At 68.0% G+C, this 17,763-nt stretch carries 19 protein-coding genes, 3 tRNA genes and 1 rRNA gene; 15 read left to right on the top strand and 8 right to left on the bottom strand.

Features of this window, described 5'->3' with window-relative positions:
* Nucleotides 1-62: 62 nt before the first annotated feature.
* A 5S ribosomal RNA gene (gene rrf / locus ACZ5EF_RS18280) occupies nt 63-178 on the top strand.
* 319 nt (nt 179-497) lie between these two features.
* Here rrf and hisC read toward each other — a convergent pair.
* Entirely contained in the window at nt 498-1,550 is a 1,053-nt protein-coding gene (gene hisC / locus ACZ5EF_RS18275; RefSeq protein WP_346063629.1) for a histidinol-phosphate transaminase, read from the bottom strand.
* Between the two features lie 107 nt (nt 1,551-1,657).
* Between hisC and ACZ5EF_RS18270 the strand changes: the two genes are divergently transcribed.
* Nucleotides 1,658-2,548, top strand: coding sequence for an AEC family transporter (locus tag ACZ5EF_RS18270; RefSeq protein WP_346063630.1), 891 nt, complete (start codon nt 1,658-1,660; stop codon nt 2,546-2,548).
* Here the strand turns inward: ACZ5EF_RS18270 and ACZ5EF_RS18265 are convergent.
* On the bottom strand, nt 2,545-3,048 hold the full coding sequence (locus ACZ5EF_RS18265) for a MarR family winged helix-turn-helix transcriptional regulator (protein ID WP_346063631.1): 504 nt from the start codon (nt 3,046-3,048) through the stop codon (nt 2,545-2,547). The two genes, ACZ5EF_RS18270 and ACZ5EF_RS18265, sit on opposite strands and share 4 nt — an antisense overlap.
* Nucleotides 3,049-3,235: 187 nt before the next feature.
* Here ACZ5EF_RS18265 and ACZ5EF_RS18260 point away from each other — a divergent pair, with 187 nt between their 5' ends.
* The 4 genes from ACZ5EF_RS18260 to mnmH all read left to right on the top strand — a co-directional run bounded on the left by ACZ5EF_RS18260 (nt 3,236) and on the right by mnmH (nt 7,608).
* Nucleotides 3,236-3,688, top strand: a complete 453-nt coding sequence (locus ACZ5EF_RS18260) for a copper resistance protein NlpE N-terminal domain-containing protein (RefSeq protein WP_346063632.1) — start codon at nt 3,236-3,238, stop codon at nt 3,686-3,688.
* 174 nt (nt 3,689-3,862) lie between these two features.
* Entirely contained in the window at nt 3,863-5,239 is a 1,377-nt protein-coding gene (gene radA, locus ACZ5EF_RS18255; RefSeq protein WP_346063633.1) for a DNA repair protein RadA, read from the top strand.
* A gap of 243 nt (nt 5,240-5,482) precedes the next feature.
* On the top strand, nt 5,483-6,520 hold the full coding sequence (gene selD / locus ACZ5EF_RS18250) for a selenide, water dikinase SelD (protein WP_346063634.1): 1,038 nt from the start codon (nt 5,483-5,485) through the stop codon (nt 6,518-6,520).
* Nucleotides 6,517-7,608, top strand: coding sequence for a tRNA 2-selenouridine(34) synthase MnmH (gene mnmH / locus ACZ5EF_RS18245; protein WP_346063635.1), 1,092 nt, complete (start codon nt 6,517-6,519; stop codon nt 7,606-7,608). The genes selD and mnmH overlap by 4 nt, the downstream gene beginning before the upstream one ends.
* Here the strand turns inward: mnmH and ACZ5EF_RS18240 are convergent.
* Nucleotides 7,598-8,272: a type 1 glutamine amidotransferase gene (locus tag ACZ5EF_RS18240; RefSeq protein ID WP_346063636.1), complete on the bottom strand. Its 675-nt coding sequence runs from the start codon at nt 8,270-8,272 to the stop codon at nt 7,598-7,600. The genes mnmH and ACZ5EF_RS18240 overlap by 11 nt on opposite strands.
* Before the next feature lie 11 nt (nt 8,273-8,283).
* Here ACZ5EF_RS18240 and ACZ5EF_RS18235 point away from each other — a divergent pair, with 11 nt between their 5' ends.
* Together ACZ5EF_RS18235 and ACZ5EF_RS18230 are read left to right on the top strand one after the other, a co-directional pair.
* The gene (locus tag ACZ5EF_RS18235; protein ID WP_346063637.1) at nt 8,284-8,601 is read left to right on the top strand and encodes an MGMT family protein; all 318 of its coding nucleotides are present in this window, start codon (nt 8,284-8,286) and stop codon (nt 8,599-8,601) included.
* A 28-nt stretch (nt 8,602-8,629) separates the two neighbouring features.
* A complete protein-coding gene (locus tag ACZ5EF_RS18230; protein WP_346063638.1) occupies nt 8,630-9,220 on the top strand; it encodes a YjaG family protein in 591 nt (196 codons plus the stop codon).
* Between the two features lie 10 nt (nt 9,221-9,230).
* Here the strand turns inward: ACZ5EF_RS18230 and ACZ5EF_RS18225 are convergent, their stop codons facing one another.
* The 5 genes from ACZ5EF_RS18225 to hisB form a co-directional block, all read right to left on the bottom strand.
* The gene (locus ACZ5EF_RS18225) at nt 9,231-9,743 is read right to left on the bottom strand and encodes a hypothetical protein (RefSeq protein WP_346063639.1); all 513 of its coding nucleotides are present in this window, start codon (nt 9,741-9,743) and stop codon (nt 9,231-9,233) included.
* A 17-nt stretch (nt 9,744-9,760) separates the two neighbouring features.
* Nucleotides 9,761-10,534: an imidazole glycerol phosphate synthase subunit HisF gene (gene hisF, locus ACZ5EF_RS18220; protein WP_346063640.1), complete on the bottom strand. Its 774-nt coding sequence runs from the start codon at nt 10,532-10,534 to the stop codon at nt 9,761-9,763.
* Between the two features lie 3 nt (nt 10,535-10,537).
* On the bottom strand, nt 10,538-11,284 hold the full coding sequence (gene hisA, locus ACZ5EF_RS18215; protein WP_346063641.1) for a 1-(5-phosphoribosyl)-5-[(5-phosphoribosylamino)methylideneamino]imidazole-4-carboxamide isomerase: 747 nt from the start codon (nt 11,282-11,284) through the stop codon (nt 10,538-10,540).
* A gap of 68 nt (nt 11,285-11,352) precedes the next feature.
* Nucleotides 11,353-11,994: an imidazole glycerol phosphate synthase subunit HisH gene (gene hisH / locus ACZ5EF_RS18210; RefSeq protein WP_346063642.1), complete on the bottom strand. Its 642-nt coding sequence runs from the start codon at nt 11,992-11,994 to the stop codon at nt 11,353-11,355.
* Nucleotides 11,995-12,025: 31 nt separating this feature from the next.
* Complete coding sequence (gene hisB / locus ACZ5EF_RS18205; RefSeq protein WP_346063643.1) at nt 12,026-12,619, bottom strand: imidazoleglycerol-phosphate dehydratase HisB; 594 nt, start codon at nt 12,617-12,619, stop codon at nt 12,026-12,028.
* A 170-nt stretch (nt 12,620-12,789) separates the two neighbouring features.
* Between hisB and ACZ5EF_RS18200 the strand changes: the two genes are divergently transcribed.
* From ACZ5EF_RS18200 to ACZ5EF_RS18170, 7 genes are all read left to right on the top strand, one after another.
* Nucleotides 12,790-13,242 carry an acetyl-CoA sensor PanZ family protein gene (locus tag ACZ5EF_RS18200; protein WP_346063644.1) on the top strand — a complete coding sequence of 151 codons (453 nt, stop codon included), beginning with the start codon at nt 12,790-12,792 and terminating at the stop codon, nt 13,240-13,242.
* Nucleotides 13,239-15,569: an AsmA family protein gene (locus ACZ5EF_RS18195; protein ID WP_346063645.1), complete on the top strand. Its 2,331-nt coding sequence runs from the start codon at nt 13,239-13,241 to the stop codon at nt 15,567-15,569. Before ACZ5EF_RS18200 ends, ACZ5EF_RS18195 begins: the two co-directional genes overlap by 4 nt.
* Before the next feature lie 61 nt (nt 15,570-15,630).
* Nucleotides 15,631-16,716 (top strand): A/G-specific adenine glycosylase, encoded by a 1,086-nt coding sequence (mutY, locus tag ACZ5EF_RS18190; protein ID WP_346063646.1) that lies wholly within the window; start codon nt 15,631-15,633, stop codon nt 16,714-16,716.
* A 175-nt stretch (nt 16,717-16,891) separates the two neighbouring features.
* On the top strand, nt 16,892-17,164 hold the full coding sequence (locus tag ACZ5EF_RS18185) for an oxidative damage protection protein (RefSeq protein WP_146803005.1): 273 nt from the start codon (nt 16,892-16,894) through the stop codon (nt 17,162-17,164).
* Nucleotides 17,165-17,237: 73 nt separating this feature from the next.
* Nucleotides 17,238-17,313, top strand: a tRNA-Phe gene (locus ACZ5EF_RS18180).
* Between the two features lie 6 nt (nt 17,314-17,319).
* Nucleotides 17,320-17,394 (top strand) — tRNA-Gln (locus tag ACZ5EF_RS18175).
* A gap of 62 nt (nt 17,395-17,456) precedes the next feature.
* Nucleotides 17,457-17,532 (top strand) — tRNA-Thr (locus ACZ5EF_RS18170).
* Nucleotides 17,533-17,763: the final 231 nt, after the last annotated feature.

Raw genomic sequence — 17,763 nt, 5'->3', positions numbered from 1 at the left:
ATCCTCAACAGCATGATTCATAAGGCGGGTTGCGACACGCACGCAGCCGGCCACCGTTTACGCCTGACGACCATAGCGAGTGGGAACCACCTGATCCCATGCCGAACTCAGCAGTGAAACCGCTCAGCGCCGATGGTAGTGTGGGGTCTCCCCATGCGAGAGTAGGTCATCGTCAGGCACTTATTCAGAAGCCCCGACCATTGGTCGGGGCTTCGTCGTTTGGGGGTCTCCCATGGATCCCGCCTGTCGGGAAGCGGCGGAAACCGCTTTAGCGGGCCCGAAGGGCGAGTCTCAGGATGAGATGAGACGAGTCGAGTAGCGGAGCGCCGCCCGCCGGAGCGCCGGCCGGATCCTCGTCAGGCACTTATTGAGAGACAACCCCAGCGTCGACAGAGGCTGGGGTTTTTTCGTATTGGAATGCCATTAACTAAAAAGCTCCGGTCTCTTACGAGCCGGAGCTTTTTAGTTATGGGCCGGGTCAACCGGCCCATATCGCGCTAGCAGAGGGTCTCGAGGGCCTCGATCAGGTGGTTCATCTCGTCTTCGGTGCCGATGGAAATGCGCAGGAAGTCGCGTAGCGCCTCGGTGTTGAAGTGGCGTACCAGGATGCCCCGCTCACGCAGGCCGACGAAGAGCTGGGCGGCATCCTGCCCCGGATGGCGGGTGAGCAGGAAGTTGGTCTGGGAGGGCAGTACCTCGAAGCCCAGTTGCTCCAGGCGTTGGCGAGTGCGCTCGCGAGTGGTGATCACCTTCTCGCGGCAGGCCTCGAAGTGCTCCTTGTCCTCCAGGGCGGCGATGCCCGCGGCACTGGCCAGCATATCGATGGGGTAGGAGTTGAAGGAGTTCTTGACCCGCTCCAGACCCTCGATCAACTCCCGGGAGCCGATGGCATAGCCCAGGCGCAGGCCGGCCAGGCTGCGGGACTTGGAGAAGGTGCCGGTGACCAGCAGGTTCGGGTAGTTATCCACCAGGGGCACGGCGCTCTCGCCGCCGAAGTCCACATAGGCCTCGTCCACCAGCACCACGCAGTCGGTGACGCGCTCGAGCAGGCCGGCGATGGCCTCGCGCCCATGCCCATGGCCGGTAGGGGCATTGGGGTTGGCGAAGGCGATGCCGCCACTGTCGGCGGGAAGGGCCTCGAGAGGCACTCGCCAGGCGTCATCCAGGGCCAGGGTGCGGTAGTCGATGCCGTAGAGGCGGCAGTAGACCGGATAGAAGCTGTAGGTGATCGCCGGCAGGCTCAGGGGGCGCGACTGACAGAAGAAGGCCTGGAAGGCCAGGGCCAGTACCTCGTCGGAGCCATTGCCAACGAAGACCTGGGAGACCTCGACGCCGTGCTCCCGGGCCAGGGCCTCGCGGAGTGCCGAGGAGTCGGGGTCGGGATAGAGGCGCAGGTGATTGGTGGGGAAGTCGCGCAGCACCTCACCGACGCCCGGGGCCGGGGGGTAGGGGTTCTCGTTGGTGTTCAGCTTGATCAGTTGTTCACGGGGCTGTTCGCCGGGAACATAGGGCGTCAGCTCCCGCACCGCGGGGCTCCATAGCTTGCTCATGGTCTCTCGCATCGACTGGGAATAGAGTCCAATCATGTTGACCCCGGCGCTCCCGCGGCGCAAGCCATGGGCGTGTTAATCTGGCGTTCCTGATACAGGAGCCTGGAATGATCGCCAAGATTCTCGCCACTTTGCTGCCGGTATTCCTGATCGCCGGCTGCGGGGCCCTCTATGGCCGCTTTCGCACACCGGATATCCGCGGCCTCAATACCCTCAATATGGAGCTCTTCGTGCCCTTGCTGGTGTTCGCCGTGCTGGCGGACGGCCAGGCGCCCCTGGAGGAGTATGCGGGGCTCGCCCTGGCGGCGGTGGTGGTGGTGCTGGGCTCGGGGCTGCTGCTGTGGCCGGTGGCGCGTTGGCTGAAGATGGACGCCAAGACCTTCCTGCCGCCGATGATGTTCAATAATGCCGGCAACATGGGGGTGCCGCTGATGGTGCTGGCCTTCGGCGAGGCGGCGCTGCCGGCGGCGGTGGTGGTCTTTATCATCGAGATGCTGCTGCACTTCTCGGTGGGCCTGTATATGCTCAACCCCGGCACGCCACTATGGCGGCTGCTGCGTTTGCCCATCGTCGGGGCCAGTATCGCCGGGCTGGGGGTCAACCTGAGCGGCATGCCGCTGCCGGGCTGGCTGCTGGAGGCCATGCATCTGCTGGGGGGCGTGTGCATTCCGTTGATGCTCTTCGCCCTGGGGGTGCGGATGCTGGATATCGACCTGCGCGACTGGCGCACCGGCCTGCTCGGGGCCCTGCTGTGCCCCTTGAGCGGCCTGGTACTGGCGGCGCCGATGGTCTGGTGGCTGGGCCTGACGGGGCTTCAGGCCGCGGTGCTATGGGTCTTCGCGGCCCTGCCGCCGGCGGTGCTCAACTACCTGGTGGCGGAGCAGTACCGCCAGGAGCCGCAGCGGGTGGCCTCCCTGGTGCTGGTGGGCAACCTGGGCAGCCTGGTGGTCATGCCCCTGGTGCTGGCCGTGGTGTTCGCGTATGTCGTGCCCGGCTAATCGCCACGCTCTTCCAGGCGCGTCAGCTGGCGGTCGAGCTTGCCCATCAGGTGAAGCAGGTCGCGGTATTCGCCGGTGGAGAGGGTGCCGACCAGTTGCGCTTCCCAGTCATGGGCCAGGGGAATCAGCTCATCCAGCAGCGCCTGACCCTCGGCGGTCAGGTGCAGGAAATGGACCCGTTGATCTTCCGCCGAAGGGGTGCGGTGGATCAGGCCGCGCCTCTCCAGCGCCTGGATGGCCCGGGAGATCCGTGCCTTGTCCATGCCGGTGTACTGCCCCACCTTCTTGGCGGTCAGGGTATCGCAGTGGCTTAGCCAGGCCAGCACTCGCCATTCGGCCACCTTGATGCCGAAGCGCTCTTCATAGATCCTTGCCAGGGCCTGGCTGATGCGATCGGCCAGGCTATTGAGGCGGTAGGGCAGGAACTGGTTGAGATCGAGCTCGGTCTTGGCGGGGGCCGGATCGTTCAGAGGGGCGCGCGGGTCGTGATCGGTGGTCATGGGATCTCTCGGTCGCCACCCTGGTGGGGTGGTGGAATGCGTGGCTATGCTACCCCAGCGCCGCGCCAGACTCTACATGACCGCCGGGGGTGACGTTGTTTGGGCTGTTGGTGCCGCCACGATACCGTTATGCTTGGGGAGATCATCACTGATTCACCACGATTTTTCACCCGTGAGGAGGATTCTCATGCGAACCCCGATGATGCTGGCCGGTGCGGCGCTCGCCCTCACCCTGGCCGGCTGCGCCGCCGGACCAATGGAATCGCAGAATGGCGCTGGCGTTACCGAAGGCGAAACCGCTTATCAGGGCTCCCTGCCGTGTCGCAATTGTGCGGGGATCGACCTGGACGTGCGTCTCCAGGGCGAGACGCCGAGCGCGCAGGCGACGGAACGCACCTTCACGCTGCAGGCCAGCTATCGGGAGCATCCCCAGAGCCCGCCGGATGAGAATTATGCCGGCAACTGGGAGATCCTCAGCGGTACCGCCAGCGACCCGGAGGCCACCGTCTACGAGCTGACCCCGGAAGGCGAGGGGCAGATCTACTACTTCCTGAAGCTCGATGAGCAGACCCTGGAGCTGATCGACCCCCAGCGTCGGCGTTTCCAGAACAGCGAGATGCTGCGCCTGCGTCGCCTCTAAGGGCGTCGTCGAGCCAGTCGAACGGGGCGGCCTGAGGGCCGCCCCGCGTCGTTGAATTCCCGGGGAGGCGAGATGGCCAAGGCGGCCAAGGTGAAGGGTGCCTTCGTGTGCACCGGGTGCGGTGCCGAATACAGCAAGTGGCAGGGGCAGTGCCGCGAGTAGTGGGGAGATGAGATGGCCAAGGCGAAGAGTGCCTTCGTCTGCACCGAGTGCGGTGCCGACTACAGCAAATGGCAGGGGCAGTGCTCGAGCTGCCGCGAATGGAACACCCTGAGCGAGGTGCGCCTGGCGCCGTCACGTCCCGGTGCCCCGGCGGCGGCGACCACCGGGCGTAGCGGCTATGCCGGGGTGACCTCCCGGGAGGTGGTGGACCTCTCGGCGGTGGATCTCTCCGAGGTGCCGCGCCTCTCCTCCACCTTCGACGAGTTCGACCGGGTGCTGGGCGGCGGCCTGGTGCCGGGCTCCGCGGTGCTGCTGGGCGGCCATCCCGGCGCCGGCAAGTCGACCCTGCTGCTGCAGACCGCCTGCAAGCTGGCCCAGGGGCGGCGGGTGCTCTATGTCACCGGCGAGGAGTCGCTCTCCCAGGTGGCCATGCGCGCCCATCGCCTGCAGTTGCCGACCCAGGGCCTCAAGATGCTGGCGGAGACCAGTGTCGAGACCATCCTCGCCGTGGCCGAGCGGGAGCGTCCCGAGATCCTGGTCATCGACTCCATCCAGACCATGCACCTGGAGGATATCTCCTCGGCCCCCGGGGGCGTGGCCCAGGTGCGTGAGTCCGCGGCGGCCCTGACCCGCTTCGCCAAGGGCTCCAATACCGTGCTGCTGCTGGTGGGGCATGTCACCAAGGATGGCTCCCTGGCCGGTCCCAAGGTGCTGGAGCATATGATCGATGCCTCCCTGCTGCTGGAGGGCGGTGCCGACTCGCGTTTCCGCACCCTGCGCGGCCAGAAGAACCGCTTCGGCGCGGTCAACGAGCTGGGCGTCTTCGCCATGCTCGAGCACGGCCTCAAGGAGGTGAAGAACCCCAGCGCCATCTTCCTCTCCCGGGGCGAGGAGCAGAGTCCCGGCAGCCTGGTTATGGTGGTCTGGGAGGGCACCCGGCCGATCCTCGTCGAGGTCCAGGCGCTGCTCGACGACTCGCCCCTGGGTAATCCGCGGCGGGTCGCCGTGGGCCTGGATGCCAACCGCCTGGCCATGCTGCTCGCCGTGCTGCACCGTCATGGCGGCCTTTTCACCGGCGACCAGGACGTCTTCCTCAACGTGGTGGGGGGCGTCAAGGTGCTGGAGACCAGCGCCGACCTGGCCGTGCTGCTGGCGGTGGTCTCCAGCCTCCAGGGGCGGGCCCTGGCCAAGGAGCTGGTGGTCTTCGGCGAGGTCGGCCTCTCCGGCGAGATCCGCCCGGTGCCCAGCGGCCAGGAGCGTATCGTCGAGGCCGCCAAGCACGGCTTTACCCGGGCCATCGTGCCCCGGGGCAATGCCCCCAAGCAGGCCCCGCCGGGCATGGAGGTGGTCGCCGTGGACAAGCTTAGCGAGGCCCTGGAGGCGTTATAGCTTCTTTCAGGAATGCTAGGGGGCGCTGGGGGCAGGACGGAGCGGGGGTTTTTTGACCAGGGATGGCAAAAGTAGCGCCCAGGGAGGGGTTCACAGCGCCCCGCGATGGCCTGTCCCCAGGGTAGCCCCGGGCCTCCGAGTAGAAAGCATGCTAACTGCGATAGCCCTGATAGTGCCCCGGCGCCGCTATAACTGCCCCCGGCGAGCCGCTAGAATTGACCCAAAGCCTGCAAGGAGAACGAGATGAGTGCCATCCGCCTGACCCAGTACAGCCACGGCGCCGGCTGCGGCTGCAAGATCGCCCCCGACGTCCTCGATGGCATTCTCGCCAAGGCCGGCCCCGGGGCCAGCCACAGCCGGCTGATCGTCGGCAACGAGGGCCGCGAGGACGCCGCCGTCTACGACCTGGGGGATGGCCGCGGCATGATCGCCACCACCGACTTCTTTATGCCCATCGTCGATGATCCCTTCGACTTCGGGCGTATCGCCGCCACCAACGCCATCAGCGACGTCTACGCCATGGGCGGCACCCCGGTGATGGCACTCGGCATCCTCGGCTGGCCCCTGGACAAGCTGGGGCCGGAGATCGCCGGCGACGTGGTGGCCGGGGCCCAGGCGGTATGTCGCGAGCTGGGCCTGGCGCTGGCCGGCGGCCACTCCATCGATGCCCCGGAGCCGATCTTCGGCCTGGCGGTCAATGGCCTGGTCGACCTCGCGCACCTCAAGCTCAACAAGGGCGCCCAGGTCGGCGACCTGCTCTACCTGACCAAGCCGCTGGGGGTGGGCCTGCTGACCACCGCCGAGAAGCAGGGGCTGCTGGCGGCGGGCCACCAGGGGCTGGCCCGCCAGACCATGCTCCAGGCCAATGCCATCGGCGCCGAGCTGGCCCGGGTCAAGGGCGTGCATGCCATGACCGACGTCACCGGTTTCGGCCTGGCCGGCCACCTGGTGGAAGTCTGCCAGGCCAGCGGCGTGGCCGCGCGCCTCGACTTCAAGAAGCTGCCGCGGCTGGCCGAGGCCGAGGGCTATCGTCGCCAGGGCGCCGTGCCCGGCGGCACCGGGCGCAATCGCCAGGCCCTGGGCACCAGCCTGCCGGAGATGGACGAGGCCCACTGGCAGTGGCTCTGCGACCCCCAGACCTCCGGTGGCCTGCTGCTCTCCGTCCACCCCTCCTGGGCCGATGACGTGGAGCGCATCGGTCGTGCCCATGAGCTGAGCCTGACCCCCTTCGGCGAGGTGATCGAGGCCTCGGGCGAGGCGCGGATCGAGGTGCGTGGATGAGCCTGCCGCTGATCGAGCCGAGCCTCGACCTGCTGCGCCAGGGGCGGGTGCTGATCGACGTGCGTGCCCCGGTGGAGTTCGCCCAGGGCGGCCTGCCCGGGGCCGTCAACCTGCCGCTGATGGATGACGAGGAGCGCCACCGGGTCGGTATCGAATACAAGCAGCGCGGCCAGGAGGCGGCCATCGTCCTCGGCCAGCGGCTGGTCTCCGGCGGCATCAAGGCGGCCCGGGTCGAGGCCTGGAAGGCCTTGCTTGAGGCTCATCCCGACGCCATCGTCTACTGTTTCCGCGGCGGGCTGCGTTCACAGGTCGCCCAGCAGTGGCTGATGGAGGCCGGCATCGAGCGGCCCAGGATCCGCGGCGGCTGGAAGGCCATGCGTCAGGCCCTCTGCGCGCGCATCGATGCCGCCGCCGAGCGGCCCCTGCTGGTGGTGGGCGGGCTTACCGGCTGCGCCAAGACCTCGCTGATCCAGGCCCTGGACAACGGCCTGGACCTCGAGGAGTGCGCCCGCCACAAGGGCTCCGCCTTCGGTCGCCATCCGCTGCCGGCGCCCTCCCAGATCGACTTCGAACACGCCCTGGGCCTGCGCCTGCTGGAGATCGACGGCGGCAGCGTGGTGGAGGACGAGTCGCGGCATATCGGCGCCGCCAATATCCCCCTGGCCTTCTGGCGCGCCATGGAACGGGCGCCGCGGCTGCGGGTGGAGATGCCCCTGGACTGGCGCCTCGAGCAGATTCGCAAGGACTATATCGACGACCTCTGGGCGCTCTATCGCGCCCAGTACGGCGACTGGCTGGGCTGGGCGCTGATGCGCAAGCAACTCGCCACTGCCCTGGGACGGCTCAAGAAGCGCCTGGGCCATGCCCGGCTGGCGCGCCTGCAGCGCTTGCAGGCGCTGGCCTTCCGCGAGCACGAGCGCGGTGATGCCCGGGCCCATGAGGCCTGGCTGGCGCCGCTGCTCACCGAATACTATGACCCCCTCTATCGCCACCAGCTCGACAAGCAGGACAAGACCTTCCTGCATGTGGGCGACTGGGAGAGTTGCCTGGCGGCGGCCCGCGAGTGGAGCGCCCAGGCTAGGCCCTGAGCCACTGTGCCAGCAGCCGATCCAGCAGCGCCGCCTGGCGGTCGAAGCGCCTCGGCTCGGCGAGGATCTCCGCCGGTACCTGGAGATGGGTCGAGGGGCCGGATGCCGGGGCGAAGGCCGTCGGGCTCAGGGCCAGCATGGTGGCGGCGCTCTCCGCGGTGCTCTCCAGGTGGCACTGCAGGGCGATGACCCGGCCGGCGTCCCAGGCGAAGCCCTGCACCGGCCCGGCCGCGGTGCCACCCAGGGGCAGGGCCTCTTCCGGCAGGCCGAAGATACGGCTCTGCCAGAGGAAGGCCTCGAAGCGCTCCGGCAGGTCGAAGGGGCTCTCGGGGGCCAGGCGCAGCGCGTGCCAGCCCACCTCCGGGCAGGTGCCCCGGGAGACGGTGGCGCCCAGGGCCTGGGCGATCAGCCGGGCGCCCAGGCCGAGCCCCAGCAGTGGCTTGCCGCCCTTCAGGGCGCGCTCGACCAGCTTGCGCTCCCGGGCCAGTTCGGGGGCGTCCTCCGCCTGGGGGCCGTCGAGCAGGATCAGGGCGTCGCAGTCCGCCAGCCGCGGCGGTGCCTCATCGAGGTGGCAGACGTTGTGGCTATGGCCCATGCCATCCAGCCAGTCCTTGAGGCGCGCCGGCCCCAGGCTGGCATGGTGTTGCAGGAAATAGATATGCATAGGAGTCCAGGGTGACGAAAAAGCGGGCGCCGCACCAGGGGGTGAGTCGCCGGGAGGCGATCTATACCATAGTGGCGGCGATTCCGCCCGGCCGGGTGACCAGCTATGGGCGCATCGCCACCCTGGCGGAGGGGCTGACGGCGCGGCTGGTGGCGCGGGCCCTGGGAGAACTGCCCGCCGGTCATGGCCTACCCTGGCAGCGGGTGATCCGCAGCGATAGACGCCTCGCCGATCACCCCGGGGCGGCTCGCCAGCGCGCCCTGCTGGAGGACGAGGGCGTCGGCTTCGACGACCGGGGCCGGGTCCCCGAGCGCTTCTTCTGGCCCTGAGGGCCCGATCAACCGATAAGGATGGCTTATGAGTGATGCCAACGGCGGCTTTCGGCCGCGCCTGCGTGCCCTGGATCGCCGCCAGGGGCTGGCCTTTATGGCGACCCTGGCCGAACGCCTGCGGCCCAACTACCTGCTCTATGCCGAGGCCAGCGAGCAGGGCGACCCGGCGGCGCTGCGGGTGATCCATGACCTGATCTGGGAGGCGCTGCTGGTCAAGGAGGCGCGCATCGATTTCGAGCGCCAGGCCGAGAAGCTCGCCGAGCTGGAGCCCCCCGCCGAGGACGAGAGCTTCGGCGCGCGGCGCGCCCTGGAGGCGGTGATGGCCCTGGCGGCCTGCCTCGACAGCCTCAGGGGCGAGGCGCCGGAGGCGGTGCTGGAGGTGAGCGAGCTCTCCCGCAGTGGCGTCCAGGCCTTTATCGAGCTGACCGAGGGGGAGGAGGACGCCCAGCGCCTGGCGGCGCTGATTCGCCAGCACCCGCTGATGGATGACGAGCACGACTTCCAGGCGGCGGTACTGGAGGCGGTGGAGGCGCCCCTGGACCGCGGGGCCCTCAAGGCGCTGCGCCGGCTGGGGCGCAACGGCGGCGTCAGTAATCTGGGGCTGACCCTGGATTAGGCGTGGCGGCCTAAAAGCTGATCCCCAGGGTGATCATGGCCCCGGCGGTGCCGAAGACGATCAGGTCGGTATCCAGGTTTTCCCAGCGCACGCCGATACTGGGCAGGATGGCCGGGGCGATGCCGTAGCGATTGAAGGGAATCTTGTCGCGAAACTCCCCCTGGTAGCCGCGCAGCAGGCCAGCGGTCAGCTTGCCGCGCAGCTCCAGGGTCTCGCTGGGCCGCCAGAAGGGAAACTCCCGGCCGCCGTAGAAGTACCAGGTGGGCTGATCGAAGGAGTTCCTGAACCAGACGGCGCCGGCGAACCAGCGGGCGGTATCGTGCACCTCCACGCCGATCAGGTCCTGGCGGTTGTTGTAGTCATCGTTCGAGCCGAAGTGCGTGGTATAGAGCCCGGCCTGCAGCCGCGTGTGCCCATACTCGAAGGTGGGCGTCGCCTGGGCCGGGCCCGCCACCGCCAGAAACGCCACGGCGAGCCCCAGGCCCGCCGTCTTGCGCCGTCGTTGGCTCCACAAACCTTCCATGGTCCCTCCTATCCGGGTCAAAGGCGCATCTCGATGCCGTGCTCGGCCATGAACCGCTTGGCCTCGGGGATGCTGTACTCGCCGAAGTGGAAGATGCTGGCGGCCAGCACGGCGTCGGCGCCGCCCCGGGTCACCCCCTCCACCAGGTGGGCCAGGTTGCCCACCCCACCGGAGGCGATCACCGGCACGCTGACCGCCTCAGAGATGGCGCGGGTCACGCCCAGGTCGAAGCCGGCCTTGGTACCGTCCCGGTCCATGCTGGTCAGCAGCAGCTCGCCGGCGCCGTAGTCCACCATCTTCTGGGCCCATTCCACGGCGTCGAGGCCGGTGGGACGGCGCCCGCCATGGGTGAAGATCTCCCAGCGCGGTGCCTCGCCCTCCGCGGAGACCCGCTTGGCATCGATGGCCACCACGATGCACTGGCTGCCGAAGCGCTCGGTGGCCTCGCGGACGAACTCGGGGTTGGTCACCGCCGCGGTATTGATGGAGACCTTGTCGGCCCCGGCGTTGAGCATGGTGCGGATATCGTCGCAGCTGCGGATGCCGCCGCCCACGGTGAGCGGAATGAATACCTCGCCGGCGATGCGCTCGACCATCTCCACGGTGGTGTCGCGGCCCTCGTGGCTGGCGGTGATATCCAGGAAGGTGATCTCGTCGGCGCCCTGCTGGTTATAGCGCTTGGCGATCTCCACCGGATCGCCGGCATCGCGGATGCCGACGAAGTTGACGCCCTTGACCACCCGGCCGGCGTCCACGTCGAGGCAGGGAATGATGCGCTTGGCGAGTCCCATGGCTCAGCTCCCGCTGTGGGTGAGTTGATCGCTGAGGCGCTGGGCCTCGGCGAGATCCAGGCTGCCCTCGTAGATAGCGCGCCCGGTGATGGCCCCCAGGATGCCGTCGCCGGCCACTTCGCTCAGGGCGCGGATATCGTCCAGGTTGGTGACGCCGCCGGAGGCGATCACCGGCAGGCCGCTGTCCCGGGCCAGGGCCGCGGTGGCCGCCACGTTGACGCCGTTCATCATGCCGTCCCGGGCGATATCGGTGTAGACGATGCTGGAGACGCCGTCATCGGCGAAGCGCTTGGCCAGCTCGCTGGCCTGCACCTGGGAGACCTCGGCCCAGCCGTCGGTGGCCACGAAGCCATCCCGGGCATCCAGGCCGACGATCACGTGGCCGGCGAAGGCGCGGCACATCTCGGTGACGAAGGCCGGCTCCTTGACCGCCTTGGTGCCGATGATCACGTAGGAGACCCCGGCCGCCAGGTAGTGCTCGATGGTGGCGGCGCTGCGGATGCCGCCGCCGATCTGGATGGGCAGCTCCGGATAGGCGCGGGCGATGGCGGTGACCGCCTCGCCGTTGACCGGGGTACCCTCGAAGGCGCCGTTGAGGTCGACCAGGTGCAGGCGGCGGGCGCCGGCCTCGACCCAGCGGGCGGCCATGGCCACCGGATCGTCGCCATAGGTGGTGGAGTCGTCCATGCGGCCCTGCTTGAGCCGCACGCACTGGCCGTCCTTGAGATCGATGGCGGGAATTACCAGCATGTCGTGTCCTCGTGGGCGCCCTGGGGCGCGAGTGATGGCGTTGATAACTTGAGCCGTGCCCGGGCGCCTCAGGGCTCCCAGGCCACGAAATTTTCCAGCAGGCGCAGGCCGGCGTTGGCGCTCTTCTCGGGGTGGAACTGCACCGCGAAGACCGGGCCGCGGCCGATGGCCACATGGGCCTTGACGCTGCCATAGTCGGTGGTGCCGAACAGCGTGGCATCATCGGCGGCGTCCACATAGTAGCTGTGCACGAAGTAGAAGCGCTCGCCGCTCTCGATGCCGGCCCACAGCGGGTGCGCGTGGTGCTGGTCGACCCGGTTCCAGCCCATGTGCGGCACCTTGAGGCGCTCGCCCCGGGCATCGCGCATATCGCCGGGGAAACGCCTGACCCGCCCGGGCAGATGGCCCAGGCAGGTCACGCCACCGTTCTCCTCGCTCTCGTCGAGGAGCATCTGCTGGCCGACGCAGATGCCCAGCAGCGGCTTGTCCGCCTCCCTGAGCAGCTCCTGCACCAGCCCCTTGACCTGGCTGCGCTCCAGCTCGCCCATGCAGTCGCGGATCGCCCCCTGGCCCGGCAGCACCAGGCGGGTGGCGCCGCGGATGCAGCGCGGATCCCGGGTGACGATGACGTTTTCCTGGGTGACATGCTCCAGCGCCTTGGCGACCGAATGCAGGTTGCCCATTCCGTAGTCGATAACGGCGATGGTCATGAAACACTCCTCGGCAGGTGGGCGACGGGGCTCACAGGCAGCCCTTGGTGGACGGCATCTGGCCGGCCATGCGGGGGTCCTCGGCCACCGCCATGCGCAGGGCGCGGCCGAAGGCCTTGAAGATGGTCTCCGCCTGGTGGTGGGCATTGAAGCCCTTGAGGTTGTCGATATGCAGGGTCACCTGGGCGTGATTGACGAAGCCCTGGAAGAACTCCCAGAACAGCTGGGTGTCCAGGCGGCCGATGCTGGCGCGGGTGAACTCCACGTCCATGAACAGCCCCGGGCGTCCGGAGAAGTCCACCACCACCCGGGAGAGGGCCTCGTCCAGGGGCACATAGGCGTGGCCATAGCGGTAGATGCCGCGCTTGTCGCCGATCGCCTTGGCGAAGGCCTGGCCCAGGGTGATGCCCAGGTCCTCCACGGTGTGGTGGTCGTCGATATGCAGGTCGCCCACCGCCTTGATCTCCAGGTCGATCAGGCCATGGCGCGCCACCTGGTCGAGCATATGATCGAGGAAGGGCACACCGGTCTCGCACTCGAGCCGACCCTGGCCATCGAGGTTTACGCTCACCGTGATCTGGGTCTCCTGGGTATCACGGGACACCGTGGCGATACGCTCGGACATGACGACTGAACTCCTGCGCTGGGCGCATGCATGGAAACGGTAGGGCAGGGCTCCCGCGAGGGCGGGCCCCTGTCGAGCCCTCCATTATAGAGAATCGCCCCCCCCATCCGCTACAATGCCTGGCATCGATGGGCGGCCGGAGCCGCCGCTCCGGCCCATGGAGATAGCACATGCCGGTTACCCTTCACAGGGTCGATCATGCCACCTGGGCAGCGGATGCCCAGGTGGCCCTCGACCTCTCGCGTATCTATGCCGATGCACCGGCGCAGCGCCTGCCGCTACCCGCCGATGACTATATCCGCCAGCACCTGGAGTCCCGGGGCACCTTCTGCTGTGCCCGCTTCAATGATCGCCTGCTGGGCGCCGTGGCGGTCACCGAAGACCCCGAGGCCTGGTGGCTGGCCAACTTCTGCGTGCGCAAGACCACCCGCCGCCGCGGCGTGGGCTCCCGCCTGCTGGCCCTGGTGGGGGAGGCCGCCAACCGGGAAGGGCGGGTGCTGCGTATCGCCAGCGAGACCCTGACCATGGACGATCAACTGCTGCTGTCGCGGCTGGGCTATCGTCCGGCGGCGGATGGCAGTTACTTCGAATTCGAACACCCGGCCCCGGGAGGCACCCCATGAGAGCCTTGCTGCGAGCCCTGCTGGCGGTGGTCGGCGTGCTGGGTCTGGTGATGGTGGCGGCGGTGATCTACGTCACCACCTTCTTCGACCCCAATGATCTCAAGCCGCGACTGATTCAGGTGGTGCGCGACCAGAGCGGCCTGGAGCTGGCCCTGGAGGGCCCCCTGAGCTGGTCCTTCTACCCCCGCCTGGGGGTCAGTGTTTCCGAGGCCGAGGCCTGGCTGCCGGAGCAGGCGCTGGAGGAGGCGCCCTTCGTGGCGTTTTCCCAGGCCGAGGTGAGCCTGGCCTTCACGCCCCTGCTGCGCGGCATGATCGCCATCGAGGGTCTGACCCTGGATGGCATGCGCCTCAACCTGGAGCGTGACGCCGAGGGGCGCGGTAACTGGGAGACCCTGCTCGAGCGTCTCGATGGTGAGGAGGCCGCCGAACGGGTGCTGGCACCGGCCGCCGCCGGCCTTGCCCCGGGCGATGCCGGCATGGCGGTGGCCCTCAATATCGCCAGCGTTCAACTGCGCGATGGCCGGGTCAGCTTCGAGGATCGCCAGCAGGCGCTGCACCTCTACGCCGAGGCGCTGCAGGTCACCGGTACCCAGGTCAATCCCAGTCGTGCCTTCCCGCTGCGCGGTGGCTTCACCCTGAGGACCTATCCCGAGGATCATCAGGCACAGGACGCGCCCCTTTACACCAGTGAGGTGGGCTTCGACGGCCGGGTGCGCCTGGGGCTCGGCGACGGGCGTTATCAACTGGAGAATGCCAGCCTGACCACCCGTACCGAGCTGGCCGAACTCGAGGGGCATCGCCAGCGTGTCGACCTGAGCCTGGCGGAGCTGGTGGCCGAGCCGGCCCTGGGGCGCTATCGCGCCGAGGGGGGGCGGCTGGAACTGGGGCTCTCCCACCCCGAGCTGGGTAAGACGGAGTTGCCGCTCTCCTTCGCCTTCGTCGCCGATGCCGATCTGGGGGCTCAGGAAGTCATGCTCCGCGAGCTGCAGCTGGAAGGCCCCGATGGCCTGCGGCTGAGCGGCAACCTCACCGCCAGCGAGCTGTTCGAGGCGCCCCAGTACACCGGCCAGGTGAGCCTGGCGCCGCTCTCCCTGCGTCCCTGGCTGAGCCGCTTCGATGTCCTGCCCGAGACGCGTGATGACAACGTCTTCACCGATGTGGCCCTGACCAGTCCGCTGCGCGGAGACCCCTCGCGGCTCGAACTGACCAACCTGACCCTGGTGCTGGATGGCGCCACCTTCACCGGCCGCCTGGGGGGGCAGTTGGATGGCTCGGCGCTCGGGTTCGACCTGCAGGGCGATCGCTTCGATCTCGATCGCTACCTGCCGGCGGAGACGGTACCCGAGGCCCAGGCGGCCCTGCCCGGGGTCGCGCCGGCCCATGCCGAAGACGACGAGGCGGGTGCCCTGTCGCTGGAGTGGCTGCAAGGGCTCGACCTCGACGGGCAGCTGTCCCTGGGCCAGCTCGAGGCCTTTGCCCTGGAGCTCGACGAGGTGCGTCTGGTACTGGCCGGCGAGGGCCAGCGGCATCGCCTGGAACGCCTGGAAGCGCGCCTCTATGACGGCACCCTGGAAGCCAGCGGTGGCCTCGATCAGCGCGAGACGCCGGTTCGCTGGTCCCTGACCCCCCGCCTGGAGCGGGTGCGGGTGGCCCCGGTCTACGAGGCCTTGCTGGAAGAGACGTCGCCGCTGCGCGGTCGCCTCAACCTCGAGGGCGAGCTGACCACCCGGGGCGATCGGATCGAGCGCTGGCCCAACCACCTCAACGGCCGGCTGGCCCTGGATATCGAGGATGGCGCCATGCTCGACGTCAATGTCTCCCGCCAGATGTGCGAACTGGTGGCGACCCTGGAGGGCGAGCAGAGTCAACGCCAGTGGAGCGACGAGACCCGCTTCGAGCGCGCCCAGGCCGGCCTGGTGATCCGCGACGGCGTGGTACATAACGAGGACCTGGATATCGCCGTGCCGGGCATCGTCCTGGGCGGCCAGGGTGAGCTCAACCTGGTGACTCGGCGTTTCGACTATGCCGCCCGGGCGCATTTCGTGGATACCGCCGACGCCGCCTGCTCGGTCAACCCGCGCCTTGAACGGGTGCCGCTGCCGGTGCGCTGTGTCGGCAGCCTGGACGAGGCCAGCGGCGACTGGTGCCGCTTCGATCGCCAGGCCTTCCGCGACGCGGTGGCCGGCCTGGTGCGTGACGAGGCCGCCGACCGCGTCAGCCGCGAGGTCGAGCGCCGCCTGGATGACGCCACCCAGGGGCTCGAGGAGCGCCTCGGCGAGGGTGCCGGCGAGGAACTTCGCGACACCCTGCGGGGTCTCTTTGATTGAGCATCAGAAAGCCAGTCCCTGCGCCGACCCCGTGTCGGCGCTTTTTTATGCGTGACCGCCCATGACCGACGACCAGACCGTGTTTCCCTTACTCTCTTCCGCCGAGTTCCAGCGCCGCCTGCTGGCGTGGTTCGACGCCCATGGCCGCAAGCGGCTACCCTGGCAGCAGGACAAGAGCCCCTACCGGGTATGGGTCTCGGAGATCATGCTGCAGCAGACCCAGGTGGCCACGGTGATCCCCTACTATGAGCGCTTCATGGCGCGCTTCCCGACGGTGGAGGCCCTGGCCGAGGCGCCCCAGGACGAGGTGCTGCACCTGTGGACCGGCCTCGGCTATTACGCCCGGGCCCGTAACCTGCACAAGGCCGCCCGGGAGGTGGTCAGCGAGCACGACGGCGACTTCCCGGTGCACAGCCTGGACGCCATGGCCGCATTGCCGGGCATCGGCCGTTCCACCGCCGGGGCCATCATCGCCATCAGCACCGGTCGCCGGGCGGTGATCCTCGACGGCAACGTCAAGCGCTCCCTGACCCGGCTGCATGCCTTGCCCGGCTGGCCGGGGCGCAGCGCCGTGGAGCGGCACCTGTGGGCCCTGGCGGAGCATTACACCCCCGAGGCACGGCTCCCCGACTACACCCAGGCGATGATGGACCTGGGCGCCACCCTGTGTCGGCGCGGCCAGCCCGAGTGTGGGCGCTGTCCCTTTGATGATGTCTGCCTGGCCCATGCCCGGGGCGAGGAGCGGCGCTTCCCCGAGGCCAAGCCGAAGAAGGCGACGCCCCGGCGTGTCACCCAGATGCTGCTGTTGCGCGACGCCGAGGGGCGGGTACTGCTCCAGCAGCGGCCCCCCACGGGGCTATGGGGCGGGCTCTGGTGCTTTCCCCAGTTCGAGGAGGAGGCGGCCCTCCTGGCCTGGCTCGATAGCCATGCGCCCGGGGCCGAGCTGGAGGCGCCCTGGTCCTCCTTCACCCATGTATTCAGCCACTTCCGCCTCGAGATCACCCCACGCCCGGCGCGTACCCGGCGCCTGGCGGCAGTGACAGAGTCGGGCAGCCTCTGGTACAACCCCCGACAACCGGCCAGCGTGGGGCTGGCGGCGCCGGTCAAGGCGCTGCTGGACACCCTCGGCGATGACTTGCTGGCCTGATGCCCAAGCAGTCTGTCGGACTTAACACTGATCGACTGCGAATCCCGGGCTTCCGGCCAACTTCATTCGATCGATTTCGTTAAATAGCTCGCTATTCGCCTCAATCGATCGATAAATTTGACTCGAAATCCGTGATTCTCGGCTAACCCCGACAGACTGCTACAGGAGATACCCCATGACCCAGACCGTGATGTGCCGCAAGTACCAGCAGGAGCTGGAAGCCCTGCCCTTTCCGCCACTGCCCGGCAAGAAGGGCCAGGAGATCCAGGCCACCGTCTCCAAGCGCGCCTGGGAGGAGTGGCAGGCCCTGCAGACCCGGCTGATCAACGAGAAGCACCTCAATATGCTCGACCCGGAGGCGCGGGCCTACCTGATGGAGCAACTGGAGCGCTTCCTGGACAACCGCGACACCGACCAGGCGGAAGGCTATGTGCCCCCCTCGAACTAGGCCGCCAAGGTTTTGAAAGAAAAAGGCTTGACCGGAAGAAAGCTTTCTAGTTAAATACGTCTCCGTTGGCAGGGGCCAGATAGCTCAGTCGGTAGAGCAGGGGATTGAAAATCCCCGTGTCGGGGGTTCGATTCCCTCTCTGGCCACCACGCTGCTGGGGTATCGCCAAGTGGTAAGGCACCGGTTTTTGGTATCGGCATGCGCAGGTTCGAATCCTGCTACCCCAGCCATTCGCCAACCCAGTTTCTCGTAGCACTGTACATACGGTGCAGGATTGCAAGGCAGTGCCCAAGCCGGCATAGCTCAGTTGGTAGAGCAACTGACTTGTAATCAGTAGGTCCCGGGTTCGACTCCTGGTGCCGGCACCAACGAAATTGCAATCCGATCAACACCGTATGCACATCAGAAGAGTCGCCCATGAGGCGGCTTTTTTGTGCTTGCCGACAAAACGTCGACATCTTGCCCACAGGGTACTCGCCGCCCGTCCGGGCGGACTTGAAAGCCGCTTCCGGTGCCCCTACCTCGGTAACGCTGCGCCCGGATTGTCGGCGCACTTTCGGCACTTCACCGTACTGCCGGACTGAACCTGAGAACCCGAT

This window comes from Bisbaumannia salifodinae (genome assembly GCF_055388505.1).
This window is presented reverse-complemented; position numbering and strand designations above follow the sequence as displayed.